This window comes from Frankia gtarii, assembly GCF_025403375.1.
GTDB classification, from domain to species: Bacteria; Actinomycetota; Actinomycetes; order Frankiales; family Frankiaceae; genus Frankia; species Frankia gtarii.
Genome location: NZ_JAMPTM010000051.1, coordinates 1 through 16,157, shown reverse-complemented (window position 1 = coordinate 16,157; position 16,157 = coordinate 1). Strand labels below are relative to the sequence as shown.

14 protein-coding genes and 1 pseudogene are annotated in these 16,157 nt (G+C 71.8%); 9 read left to right on the top strand and 6 right to left on the bottom strand.

Going from position 1 to position 16,157, the window contains the following annotated elements; genetic code table 11:
- The 4 genes from NBZ83_RS10440 to NBZ83_RS10425 all read left to right on the top strand — a co-directional run bounded on the left by NBZ83_RS10440 (position 1) and on the right by NBZ83_RS10425 (position 4,053).
- A complete protein-coding gene (locus NBZ83_RS10440) occupies positions 1-885 on the top strand; it encodes a response regulator transcription factor (RefSeq protein ID WP_261574855.1) in 885 nt (294 codons plus the stop codon).
- Positions 882-2,579 (top strand): sensor histidine kinase, encoded by a 1,698-nt coding sequence (locus NBZ83_RS10435; protein WP_261574854.1) that lies wholly within the window; start codon positions 882-884, stop codon positions 2,577-2,579. Before NBZ83_RS10440 ends, NBZ83_RS10435 begins: the two co-directional genes overlap by 4 nt.
- A gap of 149 nt (positions 2,580-2,728) precedes the next feature.
- Entirely contained in the window at positions 2,729-3,490 is a 762-nt protein-coding gene (locus NBZ83_RS10430; protein ID WP_261568207.1) for an O-methyltransferase, read from the top strand.
- A gap of 119 nt (positions 3,491-3,609) precedes the next feature.
- Positions 3,610-4,053, top strand: a complete 444-nt coding sequence (locus tag NBZ83_RS10425; RefSeq protein ID WP_261568208.1) for a carboxymuconolactone decarboxylase family protein — start codon at positions 3,610-3,612, stop codon at positions 4,051-4,053.
- Positions 4,054-4,091: 38 nt separating this feature from the next.
- Here NBZ83_RS10425 and NBZ83_RS10420 read toward each other — a convergent pair whose 3' ends face one another.
- Complete coding sequence (locus NBZ83_RS10420) at positions 4,092-4,973, bottom strand: SDR family NAD(P)-dependent oxidoreductase (RefSeq protein ID WP_261568209.1); 882 nt, start codon at positions 4,971-4,973, stop codon at positions 4,092-4,094.
- A 138-nt stretch (positions 4,974-5,111) separates the two neighbouring features.
- Here NBZ83_RS10420 and NBZ83_RS10415 point away from each other — a divergent pair, with 138 nt between their 5' ends.
- Positions 5,112-5,975, top strand: coding sequence for an alpha/beta fold hydrolase (locus tag NBZ83_RS10415; RefSeq protein WP_261574853.1), 864 nt, complete (start codon positions 5,112-5,114; stop codon positions 5,973-5,975).
- Here NBZ83_RS10415 and NBZ83_RS10410 read toward each other — a convergent pair whose 3' ends face one another.
- Entirely contained in the window at positions 5,976-7,409 is a 1,434-nt protein-coding gene (locus NBZ83_RS10410; RefSeq protein WP_261574852.1) for a hypothetical protein, read from the bottom strand.
- A gap of 392 nt (positions 7,410-7,801) precedes the next feature.
- Here NBZ83_RS10410 and NBZ83_RS10405 point away from each other — a divergent pair, with 392 nt between their 5' ends.
- Entirely contained in the window at positions 7,802-9,061 is a 1,260-nt protein-coding gene (locus NBZ83_RS10405; RefSeq protein WP_261568212.1) for a globin domain-containing protein, read from the top strand.
- A gap of 57 nt (positions 9,062-9,118) precedes the next feature.
- Here the strand turns inward: NBZ83_RS10405 and NBZ83_RS33315 are convergent, their stop codons facing one another.
- Both NBZ83_RS33315 and NBZ83_RS33310 read right to left on the bottom strand, forming a co-directional pair.
- The gene (locus tag NBZ83_RS33315; protein ID WP_261574863.1) at positions 9,119-9,910 is read right to left on the bottom strand and encodes a wHTH domain-containing protein; all 792 of its coding nucleotides are present in this window, start codon (positions 9,908-9,910) and stop codon (positions 9,119-9,121) included.
- Between the two features lie 319 nt (positions 9,911-10,229).
- A pseudogene (locus NBZ83_RS33310) lies at positions 10,230-10,550 on the bottom strand (toll/interleukin-1 receptor domain-containing protein); the annotation flags it as partial.
- Between the two features lie 740 nt (positions 10,551-11,290).
- Between NBZ83_RS33310 and NBZ83_RS10390 the strand changes: the two are divergent.
- Both NBZ83_RS10390 and NBZ83_RS10385 read left to right on the top strand, forming a co-directional pair.
- On the top strand, positions 11,291-11,791 hold the full coding sequence (locus NBZ83_RS10390; RefSeq protein ID WP_261568214.1) for a hypothetical protein: 501 nt from the start codon (positions 11,291-11,293) through the stop codon (positions 11,789-11,791).
- 133 nt (positions 11,792-11,924) lie between these two features.
- The gene (locus tag NBZ83_RS10385; protein WP_261574851.1) at positions 11,925-12,644 is read left to right on the top strand and encodes a VIT1/CCC1 transporter family protein; all 720 of its coding nucleotides are present in this window, start codon (positions 11,925-11,927) and stop codon (positions 12,642-12,644) included.
- A gap of 69 nt (positions 12,645-12,713) precedes the next feature.
- Here the strand turns inward: NBZ83_RS10385 and NBZ83_RS10380 are convergent, their stop codons facing one another.
- Together NBZ83_RS10380 and NBZ83_RS10375 are read right to left on the bottom strand one after the other, a co-directional pair.
- On the bottom strand, positions 12,714-13,625 hold the full coding sequence (locus NBZ83_RS10380; RefSeq protein WP_261574862.1) for a CbtA family protein: 912 nt from the start codon (positions 13,623-13,625) through the stop codon (positions 12,714-12,716).
- A 14-nt stretch (positions 13,626-13,639) separates the two neighbouring features.
- Positions 13,640-13,852 (bottom strand): CbtB domain-containing protein, encoded by a 213-nt coding sequence (locus tag NBZ83_RS10375; RefSeq protein ID WP_261568216.1) that lies wholly within the window; start codon positions 13,850-13,852, stop codon positions 13,640-13,642.
- Positions 13,853-14,155: 303 nt separating this feature from the next.
- Here NBZ83_RS10375 and NBZ83_RS10370 point away from each other — a divergent pair, with 303 nt between their 5' ends.
- Positions 14,156-14,782, top strand: coding sequence for a TetR/AcrR family transcriptional regulator (locus NBZ83_RS10370; protein WP_261568217.1), 627 nt, complete (start codon positions 14,156-14,158; stop codon positions 14,780-14,782).
- Positions 14,783-16,157: the final 1,375 nt, after the last annotated feature.

The following is a 16,157-nucleotide window of genomic DNA, read 5'->3' as shown; positions in this document are numbered from 1 at the left end:
ATGCCGGACCCGCCGCCCCAGCCCGATCTCCGAGGCCAGCCCGACCTCCAACGCCAGCCCGACCTCCAACGCCGGCCCGACCTCCGAGGCCAGCCCGACCCGGCCGGCGCCCGGGTCCTCGTGGTCGAGGACGACGAGGGGTTGGGGACACAGCTCGTGCGCGGGCTGAACCGGGCCGGCTACACGGCGAGCCGTGTCCGCACGGGCGAGGCCGCCCTCGCCCAGGTCGCCGGTCCCACCCCGCCCGACCTCGTGCTGCTCGACCTGGGCCTGCCGGACATGGACGGCGCCCAGGTGTGCCGGGGCATCCGCGAGCGCACCGACACTCCGGTGATCGTCGTGACCGCCCGGGGAGACGAGGCCGACCGGGTCGAGGCGCTCGACCTGGGCTCGGACGACTACCTCGTCAAGCCGTTCGGGTTCGCCGAGCTGCTGGCCAGGATGCGGGCGGTGCGCCGGCGCACCGCCGGCCGCCCGGATGGCCGCATGGGCGGCCAAACGGGCGGTGAGGATGCGGACCTGGTCCGGCACGGCCCGCTCACCCTCGACCACCGCAGCCGCCGAATCACCGTCGGCGACCGCCCCGTCACCGTCACCGCCCGCGAGTACGACCTGCTGGCGTTCCTCGCCGCCGACCCGGGCCGGGTGCGAACCCGCCAGGAGATCTTCACCGGGGTCTGGGGAGACTGGTTCGGCTCACCGAAGGTCCTCGACGTGCACATCGGCGCGATCCGCCGCAAACTAGGCAAACCGGAGTTGATCGAGACGGTGTACGGGGTCGGCTTCCGCCTGGCCAGCGTGCCCGATCCCGATCCTTCCCGTGGGGAGCCGGCCGGGCAGCTGGTGGCGCGCGGCGGTTGGGGACAGGGGCTGCCGGGCCGATGAGTCGGCGGATCCTCGCCGCCCAGCTCCTGCTGACCGCGGCACTGCTCATCGGACTGTGCATCCCGCTGGGTCTGGACGCCGCCCGCCATGACCGGGCCCTGTTCGGCCTGCGGCTGACCTCGTCGACGGACGCCTACGCCGCCGAGGTGAAGTGGCGGCGGCTGTCGCCGGGCGCCGCGCCGCTGCCGGCGCCCCGCCGCGACAGCGCGGACGGGCCGCCCGACGAGCTGCGCCTCTACCGCGCCGACAACAGCCCCGTGGCCGACACGGGTGACGACATCTCGGTGACGCCGGCGGAGCTCGCCCGCGCGCACCACCACAGCGTGACGATCGACCCGAGCGACGCCACCCGGCATCGGATGATCATCGTGACCCCGGTGTCCAATGCGAACGGCCTGGTCGGCATCCTCGCGGTCGCGCGCAGCGACTACGGGCTGCGTTCCTCGATCAACCACCGGTGGACGATGATCGCCATCGGCGGCGTCCTGGTCGCCCTGGCGGCGCTGGCGATCTCCATCCTGCTGGCCCGCTGGGTGGGCCGCCCGCTGCGTCGGCTCGAACACGCCGCCGGCGAGCTCGGCGCGGGTGACCTGTCGATCCGGGCCCGGGCCGTCGGCGGCCCGTCGGAGGTCCGGGAGGTCGCGGCGACCTTCGACGCGATGGCCGACCGGATCCAGTCCCTCGTCGACAGTCAGCGGCACTTCCTCGCCGACGTCTCCCACCAGATCCGCACCCCGCTGACCGCGATGCGGCTGCGCCTGGAGCTGTTGGAGCAGGACGTCGACGCGACGATCGCCGGGGAGGTGGCCGGCACCCTCGTCGAGGTGCACCGGTTGTCCCGCATGGTCGACGGGCTGCTCGCCGTCTCCCGGGCCGAGCACGCACCGACCGCCACCCGGCCGGTTCCCCTCGCGCCGGTCACCGCGCAGCGCTGCCTGATCTGGCGACCGGTGGCCGCCGCCGCGGACATCTCACTGACCTGGGACGTCGCCGACACTCACATCGTGGCCAGCGCCCCCGGGCACCTGGAGCAGATCCTCGACAACCTGCTCAGCAACGCCCTGGAGGCCACCCCACCCGGCGGCCGGATCCGGATCGAGTCCCACCCGGCGCCCCCGCTCCTCGACCAGCGCCCGTCGGATGCCACCGCCGTCCCCCCTGGCGCACCCGGTGCCGCCGACGCCGAGGAGGCCACGAGCCGGCCGGGGACCGTGGCCGGGACGGCGATCCGACTCGTCATCACCGACAGCGGGCACGGCATGACCGCCGAACAGCGGCGGGCGGCCTTCCACCGCTTTGGCGCCGCCGCCGGCGGACGGGAGCCAGGCCAGGCTCAGCGGCCCAACGTCCATCAGCGGCCCAGCGCCGATCGGGATGGTCCGGACAATGGGCAGGTCGCCGACCTGGGCCAGCTGCCGCGCCGCGCTGACCGGCGGGGCCACGGGCTCGGGCTCGCGATCGTCCACGCCCTGGTGACCGCCGACGGCGGGACGATCGTGCTGGCCCCCGCCGAGGCCGGCGGCCTGCGCGTCCTGCTCGACCTGCCGTCCGCGGCCCCCCGCCCCGGCGAGGGTGCCGCAGCGGTACCCCCGCAACGGGCCGGCGTCGGCCATCTCCCGCACCACCCCGATTTCGGACTCCTGGACATCGTCGAGGATGCCCACCGGGACCACGAAACCGACCGCGAACCCTGACGAACCACCCGGCGGCCTCGCAGCCACCCGGAGAACCATCTGTGATCTTTACCGTTTCTTTCCCGCCCGGACCGCGGAAACACGTCGGCGATGCGTCGCGGGACGGCTATTTTCGCACCGAGCGAACAGGGACGGAGCACCCACTGATCATGTCAAGAAGCCCCGCACAACGGATTCGGGAAGTCACGGCGCTCGGCGCCGAGACAGTTCGCCGCGAGGTCACCAGAAGCGGCGGCCGGGGCACGAAATCCGGCTTTCTCAACGGCACAATAGGTGCATACCTGACCGAGCACAGTTCACCCCCCGACGACGTCCTCAGCGACCTGTCGGCGGTCACCGCGACGCTGCCCGAGGCGGAGATGCAGGTGCCGGCGCAACAGGGCACCCTCCTGACCATCCTGACCGCCTCGATCGCCCCCCGCCGGGCCATCGAGGTCGGCACCTTCACCGGGTACTCGGCCCTGTGCATCGCTCGCGGTCTGCCGGCCGACGGCCGGCTGCTCTGCCTCGACATCAGCGAGGAATGGACCGCGATCGCCCGCAGGCACTGGGACCGCGCCGGCGTCTCCGACCGCATCGACCTCGTCCTCGGACCGGCCGCGGACAGCCTCGCGGACCTCGCCGAGAAACCCACCTTCGACCTGGCTTTCATCGACGCGGACAAGGTCTCCTACCAACGTTACTACGAGCTGCTCATTCCGCGCATGAGTCCCAACGGGGTCATTATCGTCGACAATGTTCTCCAGTATGGCAAAGTCGTGGGTACTCGCTCGGACAATCCGGCGGTGGTCGCGGTCCGGGAGTTCAACCGGGTACTCGCCGCCGATTCTCGGGTACAGGTGGTGATGCTGCCCATCGCTGACGGGCTCACCATCGCCCGCAAGCTGCCCACCCCCCGCGACGGCGGCTGACGCCGGCGGCGGGCCGTGTCACACCGCGGCCGGCGGCCCCGTTCTACTGAACAGGGGTCGCCGTTCGGGCGTCCCATGCCGGGGCTGCAGGCCCCGACCGGCGGGAAGGGGACCGGGAAATGACCCAGCGGTTGAACATGGCGCAGGTCGCGCCGGAGGGGTACCGGGCGTTGCTCGGCCTCGAGCGTTACGTGCAGAACAACGTCGACGGCACGGTCCTGGAGCTGGTCAAGCTGCGGGCGTCGATCGTCAACGGCTGCTCGTTCTGCGTGGACATGCACAGCCGGGACGCGCTCGCCGCCGGGGAGTCCTCGCGCCGGCTGTTCGCGGTCGGGGCCTGGCGGGAGGCGCCGTTCTTCGACGAGCGCGAACGCGCGGCGCTCGCGCTCACCGACGAGGCCACCCGGCTCGGCCCGGACGGGGTGAGCGACGAGACCTGGGCGCTGGTCACGAAGAGCTGGTCGGAGAAGGAGGCCGCGGACCTGCTCCTCGCCATCGCGACGATCAACGCCTGGAACCGGATCGCGATCCCGAGCCGGCAGAGCCCACCCGTCGACGCCTGATGGGAGCTACCGGGTCGGCGTCGACGTAGGGCGCGGGCTCACAGGGTGACGGAGGTGTCCCCGGGGTAGAGGGTCCAGCCGTCGCCGGCGCGCCCCCAGCCGCTGGACGCCCAGGCGCCGCCGTCGATGTTGAGCGTGACGCCCGTGATGTACTTCGCCCGGTCGGAGCTGAGGAACACCGCCGCGTCCCCGACCTCGTCGGCGTGGCCCTCCCGGCCGAGCGGGACGTAGCGCTCCACGTCGGACTGGCGCTGCGGCGTCAGCGGCGGCAGGTTGTCGGGGTCGACCGGGCCGGCGAAGATCCCGCGCATGCCGGCGGTGGCGGTGTGGTCGGGGGCGAGGGCGTTGACCCGGATCTGGTCCTCGCCCAGCTCCAGGGCCATCGTCCGGGTGAAGGAGATCATGCCTGCCTTGCAGGCGGCGTAGACGGCGTACAGCGGAGCCGCCCGCTGCCCCTCGATGCTGGTGATGTTGAGGATCGACCCGCCGGCGCCGCCCGCGGCGATCAGCGGCGCGGCGGTCGACGTCGCCGCGATCATGCTGACCAGGTTGATGTCGATGTGCCGGCGCCAGCTTCGCTCGCTCTGCTTCAGGAAACGGTTCGCCTTCACCCCGCCGGCATTGTTGACGAGGATGTCGAGCCGGCCGAACTCACCGTGCGCGGTGGTGATCGAGCCCGCCAGCGCCTCGGTGTCCATCACGTCGGTGGGCAGCACCAGCGCCGTGCCGCCCGCCTTGGAGATGAGCTCGAGCGTGCTGGCGGCCCGCTCCGGATCGATCTCGACCAGCCCGACCGACACCCCGACGCGGGCCAGCGCCACCGCGATGGCCTGCCCGATGCCGGCCCCGGCACCGGTGACCACCGCGGCCTTCCCAGCCAGGCCCAGCTCGAACGACTGCTCCGGGATCGCCTGCGTCATCGTCGCTGCTCCTCTGGCACGGCTGGACAGAATCTGGCCCTGCTGCACAGCAGCAACACCTGGTGAGACACCAAACCACCACGCACCGGCCAGCGGCAACCGGACGCCGACGCCGACGCCGACGGCTACGGTGAGCGCGTGAGCCATGTCGCTGAGGAGCCGGCAGGCGAGGCGGTCGCGGTGCCGGGCGGGTCGTTGTGGACCATGTCGCGGGGCGCGGGCCTGCCGTTGGTCCTCGCGCACGGGGGGCCTGGGCTTTCCAACAATCTCGTACCCGTTGCGGAGATGGTCGAGGACGTCACGCGCGTGCACCTCTACGACCAGCGAGGCTGTGGACGCTCCCCGGCGACCGGGCCGTTCGACATTGCAACCTTTGTGGCCGACCTGGAGGCTCTGCGCAAGCACTGGAGACACGAGCGCTGGGTGGTCGGCGGCCATTCCTGGGGTGCGGCGCTCGCGCTCTTCTACGCTCTCGCGCACCCGGACCGCACGCTCGGCGTCATCTACCTGGCCGGGACGGCCATCCGCTGGGGCTGGAAGGAGAGCGTGCAACGCGAGCGGATGAGCCGCCTCACCGCGGCTGAACACCAGGAGTTGAAGGCGCTCGGCAAGCGTCTAGAGGGCAACGGAGACGAACGCGACCAGGCGCGGTTCCTGCGTCTGATGTGGTCTACCGACTTCGCCAGCCCTGCGGCCGCAGCCGTCCTGGACCGCCAGCCGTTGTACGGCTTTCCGCGCGCCGACGCGGTTGCGCGAGCAGTTCAGAACGACTGGAAGACCCGACTCGACGAAGGTATCGAGGATGACCTGCGGCGGCTCACGGTGCCGGTGCTCGTCGTTCATGGCAGGCGCGACCCCAACCCGACGGGGGCACGCGAAATTGCGGACCTGGCACCGCTTGGCCAGTGGGCGCCGCTTGACAACGCCGGGCATTCTCCGTGGCTCGAGCAGCCAGCAGTGCTGCAGCAGCGGCTGCGCGCCTTCCTGGACTCGCTGGGGTGATTACGGACCCGGCGCGGGCAGGACGAGCATCCGGTCGAGCAGGCGGGCCAGGAAGACGGTGTGCCGGTGCAGCAACGCCCGGTCAAGCTTGTCGAGGTGGTCGCCCGGCCCGACCTGGAGCAGGTACGCCGGCCCGCTGATGAACTCCACCGTCGGCAGGCCGAGCCGGTAGGGGAACGTGCCCTCGCCGTAGAGCCCGTCGCCGGTCGGGGGGAGCACAGCGGCCCGCGCGAGCCCGCCGGCCCGCACCTCGTCGAGGGCGAGCCGGCGCAGCCGGTCGCTGTGGCCGACGGCGACGACGACCGGTTCGCTGCGCCCGGTCGGCCCGTAGGGCGCGGTGCCACCGCGCTCGTCCCAGCCCATCGCGCCGAGATGCTCGGCGACGAGCGCCATGGCGAGCGAGGTCCGCAGCCGCGGGTGGGCGCGCAGCCAGGCGTCGGGTTTCACCGTCGCCGCGTCGGCGATCATGTGCGCCGGGGAGAACAGGAACAGCGCGCCGCGCCCCCGCCGCGCCGCCGGGCGGCGGGCGAGCCGCTCGGCGAGGGCGAGCAGGGCCGGGCCGCCGTTCTCCTCGACCGCGTTCTGCCCGTCGGTGTGCGTGGCGACGAGCACGTCGCCGTGCGTTCCAGCGGCGGGGTCGGGGTCGGGGTCCGTGCGGTCGGCGCCGGGCAGCCGGGCCAGCAGGTAGTCGACGGTGGCGTCGTCCCGGCGGGCGGTCAGGACGACGGTGGCCCGCAGCGGGCCGAGCGCGAGCAGGGCGCGCAGCCGGGCGCCCTGCTCCCGGTCGACGTGCAGGGTCGCCACGCCGGCGTGCTGCTGCTGGTGTGGGGTGTACTGGCCGGCGGCCAGGGGCGGCGGCAGATCGAGAATCTCGATCATCGCGACGGCGCCGTGCCGGCGGGCGAGGGCGAGGTCGGGTGGCGCCGGGACACCGAGCCACACCCGCGTGTAGTCCTCGGCGGCGAGCCCTGCCCGCGCGCCGGGCGGCTCGACGGCGTCGGCGAGGTCGGTGAGCACCTGGGCCGGCAGCCGGCTGACCCGTCCGTCGGCGAGCACGATCGCGCCGTTCACCGGCCGGTTCTGGTAGTCGGCCGCGTCGCCCGCGCCGATGTCCACCACCGAGGCCGTCACCCCGTGGGTCGACGTCTCGCCGGAGTACGGGCGGTAGGAGGCGACGGGCACCGTGGTGCTCACCCCGCGCGCGTCGACGACCTGCAACGACCAGTCGTCGGCCAGCCAACGCGCGAGGGGGACGGGATGGCGGGTCACCTCAAGGCCGGCGCGGCGTAACCGGACGTCGAGGTCGTCGATGTGGCGATGATGCGCCGGCGACCCGGGCAGCCGCGGGCCGAACGAGACCATCCGCTCGACCGACTCCCACAACCCGTCGGGACCGACGAGGCCCGCCAACCCGCCCCGTCGCGGTCCGGTCATCGTCGCGATCCGGTCATCGTCGCGGAGGTTATACCCGCCGTGACATCGGCAGCATCAACCCGGCGTGGATGGCGCCGGCAACGGGCGGTGAACGACACCATGGGGCCCGAAGAGTGGGCCTGGAGACCGCTCTTCCATATGCTTGCACATCCAGCTACTACAACACGTAGAAGTGGAGCTGGTCCGGATGAGCACCGGTCCCGCCACAGGGGTCGCCATGCGCCTGACCCAGTCCAGCGATCTCAACGTCGACCCGGGCGGCTGATCACCGGGGCAGCAGATTCCCGCCGCAGCCCATCGCCGCCGCAGCTCGTCGCCGCTGCAGCTCATTGCCGCTGTGCCGTCGCCGCTGTGCCATCGCCGCCGCCAGGTTCGAGTCCGGAGGTCATCCCATGCTGTCCGAACGTTCCGCCGCCGTCGTCGGAGCGACCGTGGGCGTCGTCGCCGAACACGCCGTCGAGATCACCGCCACGTTCTACCCGCGCATGTTCGCCGCCCATCCCGAGCTCGTGAACCTGTTCAACCAGGGCAACCAGGCAACCGGCGTGCAGCGACAGGCGCTGGCCGCGGCCGTCGTCGCCTACGCCGGGCACCTGCTCGACGGGTCGCAGACCTCGTTCGCCCCGGTGCTGCGCCGCATCGCGCACAAGCATGTCTCGCTGGGCGTGCGGCCCGAGCAGTACACGATCGTGGGCCAGCACCTGCTGGCGGCGGTCGGCGAGGTGCTCGGCGACGCGGTGACCCGCGAGGTGCACGATGCCTGGGACGAGGTCTACTGGCTGTTCGCCACCGCGCTCATCGCCGAGGAGGGGCGGATCGCCCAGCGCGTCGGTGCCGACCCGGAGCGCGTCTGGCGGCCCTGGCGAGTGACCGCGCGCACCGTGGCGACCGCCCAGGTGGTCTCCTTCGACCTCGTGCCGGCCGGCCCCGAGCCGCTGCCGACCTACCTGGCCGGCCAGTACATCTCCGTCGCGGTCGATTTGCCCGGCGCCGAACGGCAGGCCCGGCAGTACAGCCTGTCCCGGGCGCCCGGCGCGGGCAGCCTGCGGATCACGGTGCAACGGGTGCCCGCCACCGACGGCGCACCCGAGGGCGTCGTCTCCTCCCACCTGCATGACCAGGTCAAGGTCGGCGACATCCTGGACGTGAGCCCACCGACCGGCGACGTCACCCTCGCCACCGGGGCGGACCCGCTCGTACTGATCAGCGCGGGCATCGGCGTCACCCCGATGATCGCCATGCTCGGCCACACCGCCCGGCTGCAACCGGATCGCCAGGTGGTGGCCGTACACGCCGACCGTTCACCCGACCGCCACCCGCTGCGCTCCGAGATGATCGAGGTGGGCGCCCTGCTGCGAGACTTCCACCTGCACACCTGGTACGAGTCCGGTGCCGGCAGCGCCGCGGGCATCGGCAGGGCGGCGGGCGTCGGCAGCGCGACGAGCCCCAGCGGGGCGCGGGGCGAATCCCGCCACACCGGCACGTTCGACATCGACGCGGTGCCCCTGCCCGACGGTGCCCGCGCCTACCTGTGCGGGCCGGTGCCGTTCATGCGCGACGCCCGCGCCGGCCTGCTGCGCCGCGGCGTGCCGGCGCAGCGCATCCGCTACGAGGTCTTCGGCCCCGACCAGTGGGCCGGCTCGCCGACCTGACCGGCGGCGGCGTCCCCGCGGGAGCTGCCGGCGCGCAACCGTCAGCGGCTGGGATCGTCAGCGGTCGAAGCTGTTCCGGTCGGGCACCGCGAACCCGAGCGAACTCAGCCGGTCGACGATGTGCCGCGGTGTCCGGCGCAGGCGGTAGGACGCGATGAGGATCTCGGATCGGGAGAAGGGTCGAGCGACGTAGCCGCGCCGGGAGTCCCGGAGCATGGTGACGGCCAGGGCGTCGGCGCCGTCGACGAAGGCGTCCCGCGCCGACTCCGCCAGCGACGGGCCGGCGTAGCCGAGAGCGGCCAGCCGATCGAGCACTCGCGCCGGTGTCCATCGCAGGTATCCGGCCGCGGCGATCACATGCGCCAGCGGCACCGGACCGCGGCCAAGCCATGGTCCGCGACCGTCGAGCAGCGCGCTGAGCAGTATCGCGTCCCGCGCGGTCGGCTGTGCAACGCCGTCCGGCCGCCGCCCGGCCCCCGCCGCGAAGGCCCGCCCATCAAGATCAAGATCAAGATCGAGCCCCGAGAACAGTGCCATCACCTCGTCGGGCGACCGCCGGGTGAACTCCGCGACGCCGAGAACCTGCGCGGCCGAGGTCGGTTCGACCACCGGCCCGGCCGCGTCGGTCCGGAAGAAGGCGACCGTCACCGCGGTCCGCTCGTCGCGGTCGATCTCCCGCAACCCGTCCGGCACCCCGAAGCCGAGCCGGACGTACCGATCGCGGACCTCGGCCACATCGCACCCGAGCACGCAGGCCGCGTGGAGCAGATGCGCACGCGGCAGCACGTTCCTGCCCGGCAGCCAGGGCGGCTCGCCGGTCAGCTTCCGGGCAAGAAGGACGATGTCCACGGCATCCACCCCGGGGACGTCCGGGATCCCGACAACTCCCCGAAATCCCAGCGCTCGCAGCCGGGTGGCCAGGTCTTCCGGCCGGCGACGCCGCGCCGTCCGGGAAACCGGGGAAGAACGGCGCGCGGCGGGCGCTCGGGGCTTTCGGTGGGATGGGCCCGCCGCCCGGGAAATGCGGCTCGGCGGGAGGCTTCGCCCGGCCGGAGATCGCGGCCTGGACGGCCTGCAGGAGAACGTCGCGGGCGCCGTGCGCGGCCAGGCCGAACAGGTCGACGGAAACCCTGGAGCCAAGCACGCCGGGGCGCGCGCAGTCCTCGATCCGGACCGGGAGCAGGCGGCGGGCCGCGCCGTCCGGATCGGCGACGAACGCGGCCTGCCACTCCTGCTCGCCGTATACCGAATCCAGGTAGGCGGCGGAGAGGACCGCCAGCGTGCGGGTGCTGTAACGGATGCCGTCCTGCATGGCGGCGGACCAGTTGGAACCCGCCACCATGTCCCAGGCCTGCACGAGCACCTTGAACTGCGCGGCCTCGAGTTGCCAGGCGATCCACTCCGCCCAGGCTCGGTCCCGCGCCGTGTAGGAAATGAAGAAATCCCATCGGCCGTCGGTACGCGGCCGGTCCAGTCCCCCGGTAGCCATCCCACAAATTGTGACACGGAGCACCAGATCGGTCGCCCCACGCACATCGCCCGGACTCGGTGAATCCGCCGCCCCATGACGGCCGGGGGACGGTGACGGTGACGGTGACGAGGACGAGGACGAGGACGGCGTTCAGGATGTCGGGGACCCGGTCAGGCCACCGGGAGGAAGGTGCGGAACGACTCCGCGTCCCCGCCGAGGGTGATGGCGCGCCGGGTGGCGTCCTGGTCGTGCGGCTGGCCGAGGACCGCAGGCTGAGCTCGCCGCCGACGGCAGATCCCATCGGGTCGTGACGGGACACTGCGATATCACCCCGGCATCCTCAGGGCGAAACAATATCGATTCTATTGTTCTTCATGTGGCGCCGACGTTTTCGGCATCGGTCCGGATCTGTATGCGCCGGCCTGATTCCGGTCGGTGTGCTGGCACGGCCGTATCGGCCCGGGGCGGCGGGATCGATTCCTGGCGGCGAGCCTCGGGGCGGCCACACCGCAATCGCCCTGGCAGTGACAGCGGCCGGCCTCCTCGTCCTCGGATGAGGGTGCCGGCCGTGCGATCGGGTGGCCCGGAACAGCCTAGAGGCCAGTCGATCCGCCGCCCGGACGCCGGGCGGCCGGGACCGGCCGAGCGGGACGGATACGGATTTTCCGCGCCGGGAGGAGCCACGCCGCGGGTTTTCCCCCTTGGGACGGCTGCTCGATATTTGCCATGCTCGAGGCGCGCTACGCGAAAGGTGATGAATGGGACGGGGACCGGCCGGCATGACCGCCGGCATGGAATGGGAGATCGAAGGCACCGACCTGCCGGCGCTGGTGCTGCCGGACATCGACGGCCTCGTCATCGCCGGCCCGGCGGGCGCCGCGGCCGGCGAGGAGTGCGTCGAGGTCGACTTCGTGCCGGTGGAGCCGGGCGCGCTGCTGCGGGCCGCGGTGGACGCCGCTGCCTGGCCGCACGTCGGGTCCGTCACCGTGCACCCACGTCAGCAGCCGCCGGCGCGGACCCGTCTGGCGTTCCTCATCGGCCGCCAGTTGCGGGTCGAGCGGTCGGCGGCCGGTTGGCATTCACCGGTGGTGACCCTCGGCCTCGCCCTTCGACCCGAATCGGCCGGCGGGCAGGGGCTGCGGATGGTCGCCCACCACGCTCGGTTGCACGACGGCGACGGCTGGAGCCGGCACACACTGTGGGAGGTCATGGGCCTGCGCCAGTATGTGACCTGGCTCGACCGCCGACCGGCGAGCTGAGGCGCGGGCCACCCCGACCACGCGCAGCGGCGACGTGGGCAGCTTCGGACCGACCTCCCCAGCGGGGAATTGTCACAGAATGGAAAGTGCCTGCGCTCGTTCAACCCGGTTTGGCCGTGCTGAAATGCTCGCCATGGCGTCAGCAAGCATGATGACCCGGCACCGACACCGGGAGCAGCACGGTGCGCAGCGGGCTGGCTGGCTGCGGGCGGCCGTCCTCGGCGCGAACGACGGGCTGGTGTCCACCTCCAGTCTCATCGTCGGCGTGGCGGCGAGCGGCGCGTCGAGCGCAGCAATCCTGACCGCGGGCTTCGCCGGGCTGACGGCGGGGGCGCTGTCCATGGCGGCCGGCGAGTTCGTGTCCGTCAGCGCCCAGGCCGACGTCGAACATGCCGATCTCGAGCTGGAGCGGGCGGAGCTCGCGGCGAGCCCGGTGGCGGAGTTCGCGGAGCTGGTGGGCATCTACGAGCGCCGCGGCCTGCCGCGCGACCTGGCCGTGAAGGTCGCCGAGGCACTGACCGAGAGAGACGCCCTCGGCGCCCACATGCGCGACGAGCTCGGCCACAACGAGACCAACGAGGCCCGGCCCACGCAGGCGGCGGCGGCCTCGGCGGCCAGCTTCACCGTCGGCGCGCTGGTGCCCTTCATCGGGATGGCTGCGCCCGCGGGCACCGCCCGGCTGGTGCTCGTCGTCGCGGTGACGGTGCTGGGGCTGGCGCTCGCGGGGGCGCTGGCGGCGCGCGCCGCGGGCACCGCGCTGCTGCGCCCCACCCTGCGGGTCGTGCTGGGCGGGTGCACCGCGATGGCCGTGACCGGTCTGGTCGGCGTCCTGGCCGACGCCGCCGGCGGGTGAGGGCCGGGCCCCCCACCGCGCCCGGATGCCAGGAATCAGCCGGCATCCGGGCGGGGCGGGACCAGGGGCCTACCCCGCGGCGGTGGTGGGTGCGCCGGCGGTGGTGGGTGCGACGGTGGGACGGTCCGCCGCCGCGGTGGCGGTCCGCGACTGCCGGCGGGCTGGCGCGGCGGCGAGGCGTTCGGCGAGCTGACCGAAGGCGAGCGCGATCGTCGCCCACAGGACGAGCTGGCTGATCACCGAGTAGAACCGGAACCGGAACAGCAGGTCGGCGGGGAAGCCGGGGTAGACGATCGTGCCGTCCGGGGCCGTGAGCGGCTGCGGGGTCTCGGTGGCGAAGTCACCGAACTCCGCCCGGTTGGACCCGACATGCCCGAAGGGAGGCAGCAGGGCCATCGCGACGCCGACGAGCACCAGGAACACGACCGCCGCAAGCAGGCTCGCGTTCCACGTGCCGACGCGGCCCGCCAGCCACCGGCCCACCACGACCGCGAGCCCCAGTGCGATCACCGAGACCGCGACCATCGTCACGTACAGGGCGCTGCGGGCGCCGATCGTCTCCTCGTGCCCGACTGCCGGCGGATTGGCCGGGTACTTCGCGAACGGGACGAGGTAGATGCCGACGAAACCGGCCCCGGCGAGCAGTGCCGCCAGCACCCGTGGCCGGATGTCCGGGTAGCGGCGCGAGACGATCAGGTAGACGACGACGAACAGGCCGCCCACCGCCAGCCCGAACAGCGCCATCCCCACGCCGATGCCCAGGTTGCGCTGCACCGAGCGGCTGAAGACCTCACCGTGCTCGTGGGCGCCGGCGGCGAGGCCCGCCGCGGCGTCGAGCGCCTCCTGCGCCTCGTGCCGCCCGTCCTCGTAGTCGATCGCGTCCTGAATGAAGGGCTCGGCGAAGATGCGGGCGAAGACGAACGCCAGCAGCCCGCCCAGCAGGCCGACCCCCAGACCGCGGTAGATGTAGCGGAACTCCATCTCCACGCCCCCGCTCAGTGGCAGGGGAAACCGATGAAGTGGCGCGCGTCGTGAACGAACTCGTGGATATGGGTATCCGAGCCGAACAGCGACGTGGCGCCCTGATCGACACCGATGAAGTAGAGCAGCAGCAGCGACAGCAGCGCCGTGAGCCCGAGCGCCGCCCGGCGGGCGGTCAACGGGAAGGAGATGGATCGCTGCCTTGGCTGGGCAACGGGTGTGGTCATGGAAGCCCCCTCAGGGATCGTGCGTCCCGGTTGTTCGGACTACCTGTGCTCGGGTCTGACTCCCGGTACCGCCGCCCACACGGACAGGCAGACCGGTCACAGTGGCGCGACCGCGCCGGATTCCCACCGGCTTCCTCACACAAGCGATCGGAGTATGCGGTTCGCGCCACGCCGCTGTCAACGTCCACGAACTGCACAAATGGCGCGAACAGGAAGGTAGAGGGGCCTACCGGACGCCGGCGCCGACCACACACCGAGATCCGTTATGGACCATACGGTAAACTATGCGGTAGCCTCGATTACATGGCACGACCGCGCACGTTCGACGAGGACCAGGTCGTCTGCGCGGCGCGGGACCAGTTCCGGACGACGGGCTACACCGCCACCTCGCTCGACGACCTGACGGCGGCCACGGGGCTCGGCCGAGGCAGCCTGTACGGCGCCTTCGGCGACAAGCACGCGCTGTTCCTGCGCGCCCTGGACAGCTACCGCGACGAGGCCATCGCGGCGATCCGGGCCGATCTGAGCACGGCGGGCAGCCCGCTCATGCGGTTGGCCGCGCACGTCCACGCGATGGCGGCGTTCGTCATCGGCGACACCGCGCAGCGCGGCTGCCTGATGGCCAAGAGCGCCGCCGAGCTCGCCAGCACGGACCCCGAGGTGGCCCGGCGGGTGAACCAGTTCCTCACCGAGGCGCACGGGTTGCTGGCCGAATGCATCGACGCGGCCCAGCGGGCCGGCGAGCTCGCCCCCGGCCACGATCCCGCCCAGCAGGCCAACCTGGTGCTCGTCGTGCTGCGCGGGATGGAGGCGGTCATCAGGTGCGGCGCCCCGCCGTCGATGGTGCGCGACGCCGCCGAGCAGATCCTCGCCCTGCTCCCCCGCCCCACCGGCGCCGCCGGCAGTTCGGATCCCAGCGACCGCGTCTGACCACCGCCCCGGCGCCCCGGCACGGCGGATCGATCACGTCATGGTTGGACCGCAGGAAAACGACGGTCGCCCGAAGGGTCAGATAAGATCTTTTCGGCTATTCCAATAGTCCGTAGTCCGGCGCCGGCGGACGGGGCAAGTCCGGTCCACATGAAAGCCGGACGAGACGAGTCCGCCTAGTGGAAGACCCGGCCAGTGGCCGTGTCGGGTACCCGTCACCACCGCGTTCCAACCCCGACCATGGCTCGGATACACCGTCCCCCGCCGCGAAAATCAGCCGGAATTTCCCCACCTAGACGGGACATACAACAATGCCGCCTAGTTGGCGTGTCGACCGAGTCGGGGCGCGTTTACATCGGATGTTTCGTTGCCGCACCTTGTTGGCACGTTATTACTCTTTGGCTGTAATTCGGCTGTGGTCGGTGACAGTGGAATGGTTCCGTCGTCGGGTGAACGGTTGGCGGACCGCATTGGTGTCGGTGTGTTGACTCGGCTTCCGCGTCGAGACCTGATCGATGAAGTCGTCAATGAGTGCGGGAAACGGGAGAAGCTTTCCCGGTTACTGCCGGCTCATTTGGACGGTACCGACAATGCGATCCCGACCGACTATCCTTCATGCGCAGCCTCCGCGTCGTACGCCACCAGGCCACCGACCAGGCAGAGTTTTCCCCCTAACCGTCTCGAAGTGGCCATCAAAATAACCATCGCGGAGATTGTCGAACACCCGAACCCGACTCGGCGTAACTGCGGCTACCCGCGCGTCGCCAAAAGAACCCAAGCTAAATATCATCGCAAAAAGCGCCCCACCGACCATGGCGAGATCTTCACCGAACCACCCCGAGTCACCCTACTTGCCCTCACCAACTAAGCGACATTGGGACATACACCGCCCGGCTACCTGTGGCTCCGGCTCGACACGCGCCACGACAGCATCCTGGACACCTCGGACCCGGCGCCATACTTTCAATCCGTACCCAGCATTCCCCTAACCAGGCAGTCGCCTTTACCAAAACCCGGTCCAGCGGCGCAATCTTCTTTGTCGACGCAACTTGTTCAAGTCGCGACCAGAACCGCGGGACACCGGGTGGCCGCAGGGTGCGTGCCGCGCGGGCGATTCACTTCGCCTGCCCGGGGAGGGGAATCGGGGCAACGTGGCGCCGTCGCGGGAGCGGCGTTCGGAGCATTTTCTCATCGACGCAAGGAGCATGACATGAACAGGACATCCCTTCGCCGTAGCCTCGCCCTCGCCGTTGGCGGAGTAGCGGCCGCCGGCATCGTCGCAGTCGGCCAACCGGCCCTCGCCGCCAGCGGCGGCGGGTCGGCCACATCAGCGGGGACCAGCGCGCCCGCGCACGCCCCCGCGCACGTGCCCGCC

Excerpts from the sequence above, each read along its gene's own strand:
- NBZ83_RS10420 (WP_261568209.1), bottom strand. The coding sequence starts at position 4,973 with ATGACGCAGGCGATCCCGGAGCAGTCGTTCGAGCTGGGCCTGGCTGGG.
- NBZ83_RS10370 (WP_261568217.1), top strand. The coding sequence starts at position 14,156 with ATGGCACGACCGCGCACGTTCGACGAGGACCAGGTCGTCTGCGCGGCG.
- NBZ83_RS10430 (WP_261568207.1), top strand. The coding sequence starts at position 2,729 with ATGTCAAGAAGCCCCGCACAACGGATTCGGGAAGTCACGGCGCTCGGC.
- NBZ83_RS10440 (WP_261574855.1), top strand. The coding sequence starts at position 1 with ATGCCGGACCCGCCGCCCCAGCCCGATCTCCGAGGCCAGCCCGACCTC.
- NBZ83_RS10410 (WP_261574852.1), bottom strand. The coding sequence starts at position 7,409 with ATGACCGGACCGCGACGGGGCGGGTTGGCGGGCCTCGTCGGTCCCGAC.
- NBZ83_RS10385 (WP_261574851.1), top strand. The coding sequence starts at position 11,925 with ATGGCGTCAGCAAGCATGATGACCCGGCACCGACACCGGGAGCAGCAC.
- NBZ83_RS10380 (WP_261574862.1), bottom strand. The coding sequence starts at position 13,625 with ATGGAGTTCCGCTACATCTACCGCGGTCTGGGGGTCGGCCTGCTGGGC.
- NBZ83_RS10375 (WP_261568216.1), bottom strand. The coding sequence starts at position 13,852 with ATGACCACACCCGTTGCCCAGCCAAGGCAGCGATCCATCTCCTTCCCG.
- NBZ83_RS10405 (WP_261568212.1), top strand. The coding sequence starts at position 7,802 with ATGCTGTCCGAACGTTCCGCCGCCGTCGTCGGAGCGACCGTGGGCGTC.
- NBZ83_RS10425 (WP_261568208.1), top strand. The coding sequence starts at position 3,610 with ATGACCCAGCGGTTGAACATGGCGCAGGTCGCGCCGGAGGGGTACCGG.
- NBZ83_RS10435 (WP_261574854.1), top strand. The coding sequence starts at position 882 with ATGAGTCGGCGGATCCTCGCCGCCCAGCTCCTGCTGACCGCGGCACTG.
- NBZ83_RS10390 (WP_261568214.1), top strand. The coding sequence starts at position 11,291 with ATGGGACGGGGACCGGCCGGCATGACCGCCGGCATGGAATGGGAGATC.